Here is a 14,781-nt window from a genome sequence, read left to right as displayed (position 1 = left end):
TACAAAGTTAATTATTGGCAGGCAATCTACCATCATATTTAGGTCTTCTAATATTAAAATTATAACCTAAAGAAAACTGATGAAACCCACCATTATTAAACACAACAGAGTTGGCCTGATAATTATAAGCATAAGAAAACACAAATTGATGAATAGACAATCCAAAAACAGGTGTTATATATTGTAATTTTTGTTCACTCTCTCCTGAACCATCTAAATACTGTGTACCATCAATATTAATTCTATAAGATAAACCGAAATACATTTTAGATTTTTCAAAATCTTTATACATTTTAAAATTAAAATCTAAAACAGTTTCTTTAGTTCCTTCTTTATATTGAATCATTACCGAAGGCTCAATATCTGTATCTATACGTTTTGTATGGAATACACTACCTACAGAAAATAAATAACGTCTTAAATTATTTGTAACTTCGATATCGTTATTAATACCATCATTTTTCAATATATTTTTTATCGTGGCATGTATATAAGTAGTAATAAACTGATAAGATACACCTAAATCCATATTAAAATTAGTAGAACTTTGCTCGATACCAGATATAATAGGATCAAAACCAGCACTTAAAAACTCAGACTCATCTAAACTATATTGAATAAATCCAGCACTTAACCCAAAGGATAACATATTTAAATCAATTGGGTTCCTAGAAAACATTAAGTGATGCGCATAAGTTACATAAGCTCCTTTCTGTGAATGATAACCATTTTTATCGGAATATAAAATTCCTCCAATAGCAGATGGGGAATACTCATTTACTCTACCATTAATACTTGCTGTCATTAAACTAGGAGCATCATCTTGCCCCAACCATTGTTGCCTTGCTGTTAATCGTATTTTTGAAGAAATAGTAGATACACCAGCCATAGAAGGGTGTATCAAATAATTATTATCGGTTAAATAATCTGTATAAATTGGCAGGCCTTCTTGAGCGTTACCAAGTGAAGTTATCAATACAAAAAGGAAAACTAAACTATAAATCCTAAAATTCATGTATAAATGCATTTGCTATTAATAGAGTTACAATATTCTAAAGAGGGGAAGTTAAAATATTGTTCTGTCAAATATATAAATTTAACGGTCATTACAGTCTAAAGTTATATGAAAAACAGGAAATTCAACTGATTTTTATAACACTTCATAGATGATTTAGGTAAAACAACGTTAAAAATCAGAAAAACCTTTCAAATTATCCTTAGAATAATTTAAGACTCATTAACAGATTTCTAAAATTAAGTTTTATTATTTTTGTCAAAATTATTTTTAAATGAAAACATTTAGTGTTTCTGTACAAGAAACTACCAATACAGCAATTATAAAATTTGAATTAAATCAATTCATAACCAAATATCAAAGTTTTGAATTCAACAATATAGATGACGCTAAAAACTCACCTTTAGCACAACAATTATTCTATTTACCATTTGTAAAAAAAGTCTATATATCTGCTAATTTTATAGCAGTAGAACGCTTTAATATCGTAGAATGGAAAGATGTACAAAACGAAGTTGCAAAACAAATAGAAGACTATTTAAATAACGATGGCGTAGTTGTCTTAGATGATAGTGCGCCAAAGAAAACTGCAGTTACAGTATATGCAGAAAGCACTCCTAATCCTGCTGTACAAAAATTTGTAGCGAATAAAAAACTAGTTGCTGCATTATTTGAATTCACCTCTATAGACCAAGCAAAACTATCACCTTTAGCTTCAGAACTATTTCATTTTCCTTTTGTAAAAAGTGTGTTTATAGACGAGAACTATGTGTCTATTACAAAATACGACATTGCAGAATGGCAAGATATAACTTTAGAACTACGTGAGTTTATTCGTGAATTTATAGAACAAGGTAAAGATGTTGTACTTCCTGAAGCTCCAGAAGCTATGGGAAAAACAACACCACAAATTGATGAAAATTTTGAAGCTTTGGACGATGTTTCAAAAGAAATAATAAATATTTTAGAAGAATACATAAAACCTGCAGTAGCAAGCGACGGAGGAAATATTCAATTTCAGTCGTATGATGCAGATACAAAAACGGTAAAAGTTATTCTTCAAGGAGCTTGTAGCGGATGTCCGTCTTCTACATTTACATTAAAAAATGGTATTGAAAACATGCTTAAAGAAATGTTAAAAGATAAAGTAGAAATTGTAGAAGCTATAAACGGATAAATTCATTTACAAAGACTTATATATTAATTTAAGTAAGTACAAACGCACAGAATTAGTTAATATTGAGCGTTTTTTTTTATATTAAAAATTCTTTATTGAATAAAAAACTTAAACTTTACACAGTTTTTTTAGATTTGCATTATAAAAATTAATTATCATAAAATATGGATTTAGAAAACGTTAACACAGAAAAGTGGCTTGATTTAGGATTAGAGTACGGAGTAAAAATTATTGGAGCAATTTTAATTTGGATTATTGGTTCTTGGATTATTAAGAAATTAATTACGACTTCAGCAAAATTAATGACTAAAGCTGGATATGACAAAAGTTTACAAAGTTTCTTAAGCAACCTTATTAGTTGGGTGCTAAAAATACTATTAATCATTACACTTTTAGGAACGTTAGGTGTACCTACAACATCGTTTGCTGCAATTATTGCTGCTGCTGGTTTAGCTATTGGTTTAGCTTTACAAGGATCTCTAGGGAACTTTGCTGGTGGAGTATTAATCATGATCTTCAAACCATTTAAAATGGGAGATTTAATTGAAGCGCAAGGAGAAATAGGAGTTGTAAAACAAATCGAAATTTTCACTACTAAATTAACAGGTTTATCTAATAAAGAAATAATTATTCCTAACGGTGCATTATCTAACGGAAACATTGTAAACTATAGTACTGAAGGTACACGTAGAGTAGATTTAGTGTTTGGAGTAAGCTATGATGCTGACATTAAGAAAACAAAAGACGTTTTAATGAATGTATTAACCTCTCACCCATTAGTTATAGACACGCCAGCACCCACTGTAAATGTTAAGGAATTAGCAGATAGTTCTGTGAACTTTGCGGTAAGACCTTGGTGTAAAGTTGAAGATTACTGGACTGTATTCTTTGATGTTACAGAAAACACAAAATTAGCACTTGATGCAGCTGGAATCGAAATTCCTTACCCACATCAAGTTGAAATTCATAAACAAGCTTAATTATTTAGCTTTAGGCTTTAAAGCCACAAAATCTTTTAAATAATAAGGTTCAAAATAAGCGACATCTTCGGTGTCGCTTTTTTTGTGCTTTAAATCTGCCAAAAAACCCATTTCTCTAGCCGATGGTAATTTATCGTCTACAAATACAGCATTAGGATGTGTGATGATGGTCTTTGTCTTTTCAACACCATTACCTACAAAATACACTTTGCCTTGTTCTAGATAAGATGCAAAAGATTGAGCATCTAAAATCTCTGCTTGTATCTCTCGAACTTCGTTATAATGGGCATCATAAATAGCCGAATATACTTCCATTCTTCTCGCATCTAACATCGATACAATAACCCCATCTGTAGTGTTTACTTGATGTGCTAAAGCTTCTAGAGTAGACACAGAAATTAAGGGTTTATCTAAAGCATAACAAAGCCCTTTAACAGCAGAGACACCAATTCTTAATCCTGTATAAGACCCTGGCCCTTTACTAACGGCTATGGCATCTAATTGAGAGGCTTCAATATTATTTTCTTCTAATAATGCTTTAATATAAACGTGAAGTCTTTCTGCATGCGAATAGCCTTTATCGTTATCTTCTTTTAAAGCAAAAGTCTCACCATCTTTAGATAGTGAGACCGAACAGTTTGTTGTCGCTGTTTCTATGTTTAATAGTAATGCCACGGTATATGTATACGTTTAATTATTCTTCTGTTTTTTCTTCTTCGTCTTCAGATTTCGAACCAACTTTGTCTCCACTCTTAAGCGTTTTAGTTACCAAATTGTAAGGTCCAGTAATAACTTGATCTCCTTCTTTTAATCCTGAAAGAATTTCGATATTTGAATTGTCTTGAATTCCCGTCTTAACAACACGAAGTTTAGCCAATTCTCCATTTTTCACAAAAACACATTCAAATTTTTCTGTTGATGTTGTTTCTTTTGGAGTAACTGTTTTAGAAGTTGTAGTATCATTTTTAATTACAATAGCACTAATAGGCACTCCAAGAACACCTTTACGTTGTTTTGTAATAATATCTACAGTAGCCGTCATTCCTGGACGGAAAGGAGAGTATGATTTTGGTTTACCTACAATTAAATCCTTATACGATTCTTCTAAAATTCTAACTTTGACTTTAAAGTTTGTCACTTGATCTGAAGTTAAAGCTTCATCTGCAGAATTTGCAATTTCTGTTACAATGCCTTTAAATTCTTTCTTTAAATATGCATCGACCTCTACAATTGTAGAGTCTCCAATATTTACTTTAACAATATCATTTTCATTAACATCAACTTCAACTTCCATGTTATTTAAATTAGCTACACGCATAATCTCTGTACCAGCCATTTGCTGTGTTCCTACTACACGTTCTCCTAATTCTGCATCTAATTTAGAAATAGTTCCACTCATGGGTGCAAAAATAGTGGTTCTATTTAAATTATCGTTAGCTTCATTTACGGTTGCTCCTGCACTTTGCATATTATAATATGCAGAAGATTTAGAAGCTTCGGCAACTTCGTAAGCAGAAATTGCTTTGTCCCAATCTGCTTTTGCGATAATGCCTTTTTCGAATAACGTTTTATTACGTTCGTAACTTGCTTTAGCTTCTTTTAAAGAAGCTTCTGCCTGATCTAAACCTGATTTAGCATTCTGAAGTGTAGCTTGAGAACGGTTTAAACTAGACTGATAAATATCTGGATTTATCTTTACCAACAAATCTCCTTTTTGAATCTCTTGACCTTCGCGTACTGGTAAAGCTATAATTTCTCCAGATACCTCACTAGATAATTTAACTTCAATTTCTGGCTGAATTTTTCCTGTTGCAGATACGGTTTCAATAATATCTATTGTTGAAATTTCTTGAGTTTCAACTTCCTTAAAATTAGTTTGCTTACCAAACCAACCTGCTTTTTTTCCAATGACAAGCAATGCCAGAAGTGCTACAATTATGGAAATAATAAGAATTAACTTTTTCTTCTTCATGGTTTAGTTATAATTTATTTGGTCGATAGGAATTCCAAAATAGAATTCTAAAACTTTTACTTTAAAAATGTATTGATACTTTGTTCTAACCACTTCCGATTGTGCGTTTTCAAAGGTAATAGCAGACTGGTTAAAATCGAAGGCATTAGATAATCCTACACTATAGCGCTCCTGTGCATATTCGAAAGCTAATTTTCTAGCTTCTGCAGTTTGCATTGCAGCTTCGTAAGATTTTTTTGCATTTTTAGCATCGTTATACGCTTGATACACTTTAGATTCTAAGTCTAAATTAGCTTGTTCTAATAAATATTTAGAACGTTCTACATTTACTTGACTACGTTTTACGTTGTTTCTTGTTGTTAAACCATTAAAGATAGGCACACTAAGTTGAACACCAAAAGAAGTCCCATCAAAGGTTGATAATTGATCAAAAAAGCCCATTTGCTCGCCTGTAATAAAATCTAAATTTGTACTAGACCAACGTGTACTATACCCCATATATGCTGATAAAGTAGGGTAATATGATGTTTTTGTTAATTCTAAATCTTTTTCTGCCAATTCTAAATTAGCTTCAGCAATCTTTACATCGTAAACTTCTTCTTTAGCTTTCTTAATTATTGTTGATGCATCTTCTTCTAAAATAGAGTCTGGAAACAAACCATAATCTTCTTCAGCAATATCGAAATTTTGATAATCTGCTATTTGTAACAATTGAGCTAAGCCTATTTTTGTAATAAACAAATCATTTTCGGCAGCTATAATTTGTTGAATTTGCGTGGCATCTGTCGCTTTTATTTCTAATAAATCGCCTTGTGGTAACACACCTGCATCAACTAATTCTTTAGTACGATCTAAATTTTCTTTGGTAATTTTATTTTGTGATTCTAGAACTTTTATTTGTTCTTTATTATATAAAATTTCAACAAAAGCATTCGCGACATATATTGAAATATCGTCTCTCATTTTATCTAATTGATATTGAGACGCAATAATATTAATTTTTGAACGCTGAAGTGTTTTCCAATTTTCTAATCCAGAAAACAAGTTAACTCCAGAGTTTATACCTCCACTAGCCGATCTAAATGTTTGATTTTCGAACTGATTAGTCGATGGATTTACATTGGCTCCGGTATTAATACTAAACGATGTGTTGGCACTTAATGTAGGCAAGAAGTTCATCATTGCCTGAGATTTATCAATATCCGTCAATTTTGAATCTAATTCAGATTGTTTAATAGAAATATTATTCTCAAGAGCATAATCTACACAGGCCTCTAGAGTCCATTGTTTGTTATCTTGTGCGTAAATAGTTATTCCGCTAAAAAGGAAAAGTCCTAAAAGTGTTATTTTTTTCATAATTACATTATCAGTCTAAAAATAGTTAAAAGTGTTACACGCAGGCGTTAATTTATTGCGCATATTTTGGAGTTCCTTGTATTTGATTCCAAACTTTAATTTTATCGTCTTTCGAAATTCCGCTTTTTACTTGCACAAAAATACCATCGCTGATGCCTAACTCCACATCTTTTCTTACAAACTCTTGATCGCCTTCTTCAATTTCTACAAATGGTAATTGTGTTTTTTCATCGTATTGTACTAAAGCTTCTTTAATAGCTAAAACATTTTCTGCTTTATCTAAAATAATAGAAGCATTGGCACTTAAGCCTGCACGTATAAATACATCGTCTACTTTATTTAAAGTCCCTTTAATTTCAAATTGAATGGCTCCATTTTCTTCAACGCCTTGTGGGGCTATATAATCTAGAATCGCATCGAACGTTTTATTTTCAATAGCTCCAACTGTTATTTCTAAAGGTAAATCTTCTTTTATTTTTCCTACTTCACTTTCATCTACTTTGCCTTCAAAAATCATTTTATTTACGTCGGCTAAAGTGGCTATAGATGTTCCTTCATTAAAGTTATTGGCCTCAATAACTTGGTTTCCTGCTTTAACAGGTACGTCTAAAACCATCCCAGACACGGTCGATCTAATCAAAGTCTGTGCTATATTCCCTAATCCAGAAGTAGTTCCTGTTTTTATAATATCAAAATTTTGCTTGGCCGATGTTACATTAATTTCGGCTTGTGCAACAGCTTGTTTAGTCTGTAAATATGTGTTTTTAATACCATCGAAATCATTTTCTGAAATGACTCCTTTCTCAAACAAGGCTTTTTGGCGATTGTAATTAGCTTCTTGCGTTTCTAAATTTATTTTAGCTGTTTGTAAAGCCGTTTGATTAGTTGCTATACTATTTTTAGCGCTTGTTAAAGAAGATACATTTGGAATGACACGAATTTTAGCAATTAAATCGCCTGTTTTAACATATTCGCCAGCTTCAATATAAATGTCTTCAATAACTCCTGAAATGTTTGGTTTAATAAGCACTTCTTCCTTTGGCACAATATTACCTGTTGCTACAGTTTTAACAACAATAGTTTGTTCTACCGGTACATCTGTAGTATAAGTAATAGGATCTTCTTGATTTTTATTCCATAAATAAAATAGAGATACCCCAAAAATTATGACAATTAGGATTAATACGATTACGGTTGATGATCTTTTCATGTATATTAATTCTTTACTTTTTAATCAATTCTTAATGCGTCTACGGGTTTCATTTTTGTAGCACTATTTGCAGGAATTAAACCTGCTAATAATCCTGAAACTACTAATATAAATAAGGCTGTAAATACAACAGACATGCCTACACTTGGATTAGCAAAATTATCTACAGGTCCGCTATTATCTAATATATAATTCATTACCCAAATAACTCCTGCGGCAAACGATATACCTACCATGCCAGAAGCAATAGTTAAAATTAAACTCTCTTGTAATATTTGTGATTTAATCATCCAAGGGGTTGCTCCTAACGCACGACGTACACCAATTTCTTTGGTACGCTCTTTAACGACGATTAACATGATGTTACTAATACCAATAATACCAGACATTAAAACTAAAGCACCTACAAAATAACCTACAAAGCCTAAAATAGAAAACAATCCATTTACCCTTCCAAAAGCTTCAGATAAATCAAAATTACCTATGGCTCTATCATCATCTGGATGAATTTTATGTCGGGCTTTTATAAGCTCGAAAATCTTAGGTTTTATATCTGTAATACTTATATTGTCTTGACCAGTAATAGCCATCCACCCTACATTATCTCCTCTATTAAACGCTTGACCAAATGATGTAAATGGTACAAAAATAGTATTTGCATCTTCTTCTTGATCGCCTTGAGAATTACTCGCTTTAAATGTCCCGACTACCATAAAGTTTACTCCACTAATCTTGATATAAGTTCCTAAAGGATCTTCATTTTTGTCATATAATCCTTTAACTACATCGACTCCAATAACACAAGATTTTCGATTAACATTTATATCTGAATAACTTATAAAACGTCCACTAATAATATCCATGGGTTGTTGTTTTATAAATTCAGGGTAATCTCCATTTACCTGATAAGCACCCGTTTTCATACCGCGAGTAACGTTATTTTCTCCATTATAACCACCCAACTGCAATCTTGGTGAGACATACTTAAGTTCTGGTATTTGTTTTAAAGCCTCTACATCTCCTAATTTATAATTAAAAAATCTACCCTTTGGTAATCCTTTATAAGAAATTGAGGTCTGTTGTGTCCACATAAACATGGAGTTTGTAGCAAAGTTTCCAAAATCTGCAGTCACACCGTTTTTTAATCCATTTGTTAAGGCTAATAACAATACCAATATTGTAATTCCCCAAAAGACACCAAAGGCTGTTAACAAGGTTCTAAACTTGTTAGCACTTAAAGCTTCTAATATTTCGTCCCATCTATCTTTACTAAACATATTATTCGTCTCTTAAAGCGATTATTGGTTTTATCTGTGCAGCACGATATGCTGGAAAAAATCCTGCTAAAGCACCGGCAAATACCAAAATAAAAACTGTGGTTATAGCGGTGTTAAAATCAACTTGAGGATATTTTATAAAATCACTTTCTATTAAAGGTCCAACTATTTCTAGTAAACCTAGACCGAGTATTAAACCAAATAATCCAGAAAACATAGTTACAAAAACAGATTCCTGAAGTATCATACCTACAATAGACATGGGTTGTGCTCCTAATGCTTTTCTAATCCCTATTTCTTTAGTACGTTCTTTTACAATAATTAGCATAATATTTCCAACACCAACAACACCTGCAATGATGGTACCTATACCTACAAACCAAAATACGGCCGAAATAGTAGCTATTAATGAATAGATTTTTTTAGCCTCTTCCATGGTATTATATACCCTAATGGCACTTGTATCGTCTGGAGAGACAATGTGCTGTTCTCTTAAATTGGTTAAAATATCTTCGGCAAGTGCTGCAGATTCCAAAGCGGCCTTATTATAATCGTCTGACATCTTTATGGTAAACATCATATTTCTGATTGTATCTGCACCATTAAACGAACGTTGAGCAGAAGATAAAGGTAAAAACACTTTACTCTCGTCGCGCTCTCCTCCTGGATCAAAAAACACGCCTACAACTTTGTAACTAATTCCATAAACAGTAATTTCTTTATTAATAGGATCTTCATCTTTAAATAAATCCTTTTTTACACGATTTCCTATAACAGCAACTTTCTTGGCTCCCTCGACGTCTGAATAGTTAATAAATCTTCCCTGACCAATATCTGCGTTTTCTATGTACTGATTTCCTGGCAGAATACCTTGAATACGATAACTTCCAGATTCATTTTTATAATTTACTAATCCGCCCCAAATGGTATAAAAAGATGATTTATGTTCAATATAACTGTCATACTTATTAGAAAGCATATTGAAATCTTTATTTTTAAACTGAATATCGCGCCCAGGATTTAAGCCTTTGTAGCCTTTAGTTGTCGTTCCTGGCCAAATGCTAATTAGGTTAGAGGCATCGCGTTCAAATTGAGACGTTACGCCATTTTGAATCCCTCTACTAAAACCTAATAAAATAACTAGAATAAAGATACCAGAAGCCACAGAAAGTCCAGTAAGAAATGTTCTTAGTCTGTTTTTCCTGAGGGTCTCAAAAATTTCTTGCCAGCGTTCTATATCAAACATTTGTTATAGCTCTAACTTGTTCAACTTTGGTATCATTTATAATTAAGCCATCCTTTAAATTCACAATACGTTTAGTCATTTGTGCAATATCTGGCTCGTGAGTTACGATTAAAATTGTTTTCCCTTCTTCATTAATACCCTGAATAAGGTCCATAACTTCGTAAGATGTTTTAGTATCTAATGCTCCTGTAGGCTCATCGGCTAATAATACTTTAGGGTCGCTTGCTAAAGCTCTTGCAATAGCAACACGTTGTTTTTGACCTCCAGACATTTCGCTAGGTAAATGATGAGACCAATCTGCTAATCCTACTTTTTCTAGATAATGAGCGGCTTTTTCTATACGCTCTTTGCGCTTCATGCCTTGATAATATAATGGCATAGCAACATTATCTAAAGCCGATTTATAATTGATTAAGTTGAAGGATTGAAAGATGAATCCTAAAAATTTATTGCGGTAGTTGGCTGCAATCTTCTCGTTTAAATTTTTTATTGGAAACCCATCTAAGGTATAACTCCCCGAATCGGCTTCGTCTAACATCCCTAAAATATTCAGTAATGTAGATTTCCCAGAACCAGAAGACCCCATTATTGAAACAAGCTCGCCTTCTTTTACATTAAAATTAATACCTTTTAACACATGAAGCGAATTTGCCCCCATGTGGTAAGATTTATGTAAATCATTAATTTCAATCATATTAGGTAGCTTAATAATTGTAATGTTATAAAAATATTAGTCATTATACAACAGAACTGTTAAGTCTTTTGCATAATCACTAATATTAAGACTACTTAATAAACAAATTGTTACACTAAAATAAGATTATTTTTTTTCTCTGAAGAATTTCAAATACATCGCATATGCAATGCCTGCAATTAAAATGTACGGAATGGCCATTAAATACACAATACCATCATTAATACCTTTTGCCGCACCTTGACCATCTTCTGTTTCTAAAACAGCACGACACATAGCACATTGTGCTTCTGAAGAAAAGCTAATAGCAAGTAATAATATAACTAATAAAAGGTGTGATTTTTTCATTAGAAATTATAATATGGAGAGATTAATAAATATACCACAACACCTGTTACTGCTACATATAACCATAATGGAAATGTAATTTTAGCAATTTTTCTATGACGAACAATATCGTTAGTTATTCCACGTACATAAGTTACTAAAACAAAAGGGATAACGATAATTGACAACACAATATGAGTGAATAATATAAAATAATAAATATATTTTATAGCACCTTCTCCTCCAAATTTTGTAGAGTCGCTTGTCATATGATAGGCTACATACAAAACCAAAAATAAGACAGAAAGTATCATGGCTATTTTTATTAATAACTCATGTCGCTTCACGTTTTTCTTTTTAATCGCTAAGAACGCTAAAATTAAAATCACTGCTGTTATTGCATTTGTAGCAGCATAAATTGGAGGCAAAAACCATAATGATTCTACATTTGGAATTCTAACACCAAATAATATAGCTACTGCAATAGGTATTATAATTGATAAAGCAACAATCCATTTATTGTATTTAACTGCTTTTTCTGTATTTACTACGTATTCTGAATTATTCATTTAAAAGCTTTTTAATATCTTCTTTAAGCATACTTATTTCTTCTTCTTCTCCGTCGTCGTCGTACTTTTCTTCTTCAGTAATAGTCCCTTTATAATAAATTTTAGGATTTCCATATTGATCTGCACGCGATCTAATAAAACCGTTTTTATCAATTAAGGCAAAATTTCCAGAATGTTCGAAACCTCCGGCTACATCTCCGTTTTCAGCTGCATATAAATTGAAGCCTAAATTTGCTAATTGGTAAATAGCCTCCCTATCTCCTGTCATTAAATTCCAATTCGGATTAGTTATACCGTATTTTTCAGCATACGCTTTTAAAACCTCTGGAGTATCGTGACTTGGGTTTATTGTAAATGAAGCCACACCTAATCCGTCTATAGATTTAAAACGTTCTTGAATTTGAACCAAGTTTCTGCTCATAATTGGGCAAATAGTTGGACAAGTGGTAAAGAAAAATTCTACAATATAAACTTTACCTAAATAATCTGTATTAGTAATAATCTTTCCGTTTTGATTTGTAAAACTAAATTCTGGTACCTTTTTAGCTTCCCCATCAATTTCTAGAAACATTAATTTTTCTTTATTAGAAAAATTATTATCAGGGATATTGCTTATTCTATCACTACGTGACACATCATCGTTTTTAATACGATCTACAATTTTAGGAATAAATAAAATTCCGAATACTAAAATAATAAAGGCAATACCTATGTACGAATAATTGGTTTTACTACTCATCTTTTCCTTTTAAATCGTTAGCTCTTCTAGATGTTGAATCAAAATTCCCTTTACGCTTCTGGCGGTATTCGGTAAATAAGATTCTAACATCTTCACTCATTTTATTTTTTAAATCGGCTACCTTAATCGCATCATAAGACCATTTAGAATGTACTGCAGCTTTCTTAGCCAATTCATTATCTGACCGATCGTCTAATCGCCCTCTAACATTTAATTCTTTATCTACAATGTAAACATTGTCTGTAGCCAAAGTTGCATCTAAACTATCTGGAACATTTAAACTATTATGAATAGCTTTAATAGCATTTGGAGGTCCGAAAACAAAATGCCAGTATTTAAGTTCATCATATTTCATTAATTCTTCTTTTAGCTGTTTTGCATCGGCTTGAGTCCCTGTCGGGAGAAGAATAACAATTTGAAATGTTTTAAAACCTTTAAATTTATCGTAGATTAATTCTTTTAAGTTTGAAGCTGCTGTTAATTTTTCTAATGGATTGGTTCCAAAAAAACTAACAACGGTAAGATGGTTGTTTAGAAGAATAGCATCATCAGTATCTGATGTAAAACCATCAATATCTGTAACCCTAGAACTTAAAACATCTAATGTATTATAATTATGTTTTGCCGGATATAAAAACAATAAAAAGGTAACGGGAAGAAAAAATAAGATAACTAAAACGGCGTATCTTTTTATTAATTTAGCATTCATAAATGAGGCTTTTAAGCAAAACTTGAAATCAAATTTTAAATATGGTGCAAAAATAAAAAAGACGGTTTAATAAACCGCCTTAATACTTTGATTTAACACTTATAGTGCATTAAAAATCGTGTGTTATGTAACCAGATGAGTATACACTTTCTATGTAACCTCCTTCTGTTAATAATATAAAAGCTAAATAACTAATTAAGAACACGGCTGTCCATACAACAGCATTTCTTAATCCTGCTTTTTCATCTCTCATGTGCATAAAGTCCCATGTAATATAATACGCCTTAACTATAGTTAAAATAATGAAAATCCAGTTTAAAACTTTCATTCCAGCGATGTGGCCCATTAAAATACTTGGTTTGTAAATCCCTAATACAACTTCAATAGCAGTAATAACGGATAACAATATTAATACGCCCCAAATTTTGTCTGTGTTAGACTTAAATTTAAGTGCTCCTCTAAATATCTCTAATTTTTGTGCGTGTGCCATTTTTCTAAAAATTATATCTTAAAATTAAACAAGGTAGAAGAATGTAAATACAAATACCCAAACTAAATCTACAAAGTGCCAATATAGTCCTACTTTTTCGACCATTTCATAACTTTTTCTTCTTTCGTAAGTACCTACAATAACATTAAAGAAAATAATAATATTTAAAATTATACCAGATAATACGTGAAAACCGTGGAATCCTGTAATAAAGAAAAAGAAATCTGCAAATATAGGTTTACCGTATTCGTTGACTTCAAGATTAGCTCCTTGAACAACTAATTGACCGTTAGATTTTAATTGCTTGATAGATTCTGCTCTAGACAAAAGAGTTTTTTGTCCTTTTTCATTCAATACCTCTGTTCTTATTAATATGTTTTCATTAGCTTCAAAACCTTTTACAACCTCATTAACAGAAAAAGGAGGAAGAGAACCTTCACTTGTAAACCAAAGTCCATTTTTTCTCTCATGTTGAGCACGATCTGTATGATCTGCAATAGCGAAATCACTAATAGCAACACGATGTCCTTCTGCATCTACAAATTGAAGTAAATTTCCTGAGCGTGTTTGCACCGCTCCATATTCTCCAGTAATAAATGTTTTCCATTCCCAGGCTTGAGATCCGACAAAGATCATCCCACCAATAATGGTTAAAAACATGTAAATAGTTACTTTTTGCTTGTTTAAATGATGACCTGCATCTACGGCAAGTACCATGGTAACAGATGACATAATTAAAATAAATGTCATGATAGCAACATAGATCATTGGTAAATCCTGACCATGCATAAATGGAACGTGTGTAAACACTTCATCTGCTATAGGCCATGAATCGATAAATTTAAATCTTGAAAATCCGTAGGCTACTAAAAAAGCCGAGAAAGTTAAGGCATCGGATACGATGAAAAACCACATCATCATTTTACCGTAGCTTGCGTGAAGTGGATCTTTACCACCACCCCAAGTTTTTCCTTCGGTTCCAGTATTTACAACTGTAGTATTCATATTAATTGTTCAGTT

At 31.8% G+C, this 14,781-nt stretch carries 16 protein-coding genes; 2 read left to right on the top strand and 14 right to left on the bottom strand.

Annotation, left to right across the window (positions count from 1 at the left end; translation table 11 throughout):
• Window positions 1–7 precede the first annotated feature (7 nt).
• Window positions 8–1,015: a type IX secretion system membrane protein PorP/SprF gene (locus Q1B05_RS01935; RefSeq protein WP_299776980.1), complete on the bottom strand. Its 1,008-nt coding sequence runs from the start codon at window positions 1,013–1,015 to the stop codon at window positions 8–10.
• 274 nt (window positions 1,016–1,289) lie between these two features.
• Between Q1B05_RS01935 and Q1B05_RS01930 the strand changes: the two genes are divergently transcribed.
• The gene (locus Q1B05_RS01930; protein ID WP_299776978.1) at window positions 1,290–2,192 is read left to right on the top strand and encodes a NifU family protein; all 903 of its coding nucleotides are present in this window, start codon (window positions 1,290–1,292) and stop codon (window positions 2,190–2,192) included.
• A gap of 164 nt (window positions 2,193–2,356) precedes the next feature.
• On the top strand, window positions 2,357–3,172 hold the full coding sequence (locus Q1B05_RS01925) for a mechanosensitive ion channel domain-containing protein (protein ID WP_299776976.1): 816 nt from the start codon (window positions 2,357–2,359) through the stop codon (window positions 3,170–3,172).
• On the opposite strand, the gene tsaB is transcribed toward Q1B05_RS01925, so the two are convergent.
• The 13 genes from tsaB to Q1B05_RS01860 form a co-directional block, all read right to left on the bottom strand.
• Window positions 3,173–3,847, bottom strand: a complete 675-nt coding sequence (gene tsaB / locus Q1B05_RS01920; RefSeq protein WP_299776974.1) for a tRNA (adenosine(37)-N6)-threonylcarbamoyltransferase complex dimerization subunit type 1 TsaB — start codon at window positions 3,845–3,847, stop codon at window positions 3,173–3,175.
• Between the two features lie 19 nt (window positions 3,848–3,866).
• Window positions 3,867–5,144, bottom strand: coding sequence for an efflux RND transporter periplasmic adaptor subunit (locus tag Q1B05_RS01915; RefSeq protein WP_299776972.1), 1,278 nt, complete (start codon window positions 5,142–5,144; stop codon window positions 3,867–3,869).
• A gap of 3 nt (window positions 5,145–5,147) precedes the next feature.
• Window positions 5,148–6,500 (bottom strand): TolC family protein, encoded by a 1,353-nt coding sequence (locus tag Q1B05_RS01910; RefSeq protein WP_299776970.1) that lies wholly within the window; start codon window positions 6,498–6,500, stop codon window positions 5,148–5,150.
• A gap of 52 nt (window positions 6,501–6,552) precedes the next feature.
• Window positions 6,553–7,710 carry an efflux RND transporter periplasmic adaptor subunit gene (locus tag Q1B05_RS01905; RefSeq protein ID WP_299776968.1) on the bottom strand — a complete coding sequence of 386 codons (1,158 nt, stop codon included), beginning with the start codon at window positions 7,708–7,710 and terminating at the stop codon, window positions 6,553–6,555.
• A gap of 20 nt (window positions 7,711–7,730) precedes the next feature.
• Window positions 7,731–8,987 carry an ABC transporter permease gene (locus tag Q1B05_RS01900; RefSeq protein WP_299776966.1) on the bottom strand — a complete coding sequence of 419 codons (1,257 nt, stop codon included), beginning with the start codon at window positions 8,985–8,987 and terminating at the stop codon, window positions 7,731–7,733.
• 1 nt (window position 8,988) lies between these two features.
• Window positions 8,989–10,233 (bottom strand): ABC transporter permease, encoded by a 1,245-nt coding sequence (locus tag Q1B05_RS01895; RefSeq protein WP_299776964.1) that lies wholly within the window; start codon window positions 10,231–10,233, stop codon window positions 8,989–8,991.
• Window positions 10,226–10,927, bottom strand: a complete 702-nt coding sequence (locus tag Q1B05_RS01890; RefSeq protein WP_299776962.1) for an ABC transporter ATP-binding protein — start codon at window positions 10,925–10,927, stop codon at window positions 10,226–10,228. Before Q1B05_RS01890 ends, Q1B05_RS01895 begins: the two co-directional genes overlap by 8 nt.
• 126 nt (window positions 10,928–11,053) lie before the next feature.
• Window positions 11,054–11,275: a hypothetical protein gene (locus Q1B05_RS01885; protein ID WP_299776960.1), complete on the bottom strand. Its 222-nt coding sequence runs from the start codon at window positions 11,273–11,275 to the stop codon at window positions 11,054–11,056.
• Window positions 11,275–11,823: a DUF420 domain-containing protein gene (locus Q1B05_RS01880; RefSeq protein WP_299776958.1), complete on the bottom strand. Its 549-nt coding sequence runs from the start codon at window positions 11,821–11,823 to the stop codon at window positions 11,275–11,277. The genes Q1B05_RS01885 and Q1B05_RS01880 overlap by 1 nt, the downstream gene beginning before the upstream one ends.
• Window positions 11,816–12,562: an SCO family protein gene (locus tag Q1B05_RS01875; protein ID WP_299776956.1), complete on the bottom strand. Its 747-nt coding sequence runs from the start codon at window positions 12,560–12,562 to the stop codon at window positions 11,816–11,818. Before Q1B05_RS01875 ends, Q1B05_RS01880 begins: the two co-directional genes overlap by 8 nt.
• A complete protein-coding gene (locus Q1B05_RS01870) occupies window positions 12,555–13,271 on the bottom strand; it encodes a hypothetical protein (protein WP_299776954.1) in 717 nt (238 codons plus the stop codon). Before Q1B05_RS01870 ends, Q1B05_RS01875 begins: the two co-directional genes overlap by 8 nt.
• A gap of 109 nt (window positions 13,272–13,380) precedes the next feature.
• A complete protein-coding gene (locus tag Q1B05_RS01865; protein ID WP_299776952.1) occupies window positions 13,381–13,761 on the bottom strand; it encodes a cytochrome C oxidase subunit IV family protein in 381 nt (126 codons plus the stop codon).
• 24 nt (window positions 13,762–13,785) lie between these two features.
• Complete coding sequence (locus Q1B05_RS01860) at window positions 13,786–14,766, bottom strand: cytochrome c oxidase subunit 3 (RefSeq protein ID WP_299776950.1); 981 nt, start codon at window positions 14,764–14,766, stop codon at window positions 13,786–13,788.
• Window positions 14,767–14,781 lie beyond the last annotated feature (15 nt).

Origin of the sequence: uncultured Formosa sp., from assembly GCF_947500765.1 — a bacterium.
Classification (GTDB): Bacteria; Bacteroidota; Bacteroidia; order Flavobacteriales; family Flavobacteriaceae; genus Formosa.
Note: the sequence above shows the minus strand (reverse complement) of the source record. Positions and strands in the feature narration are given on the sequence as shown.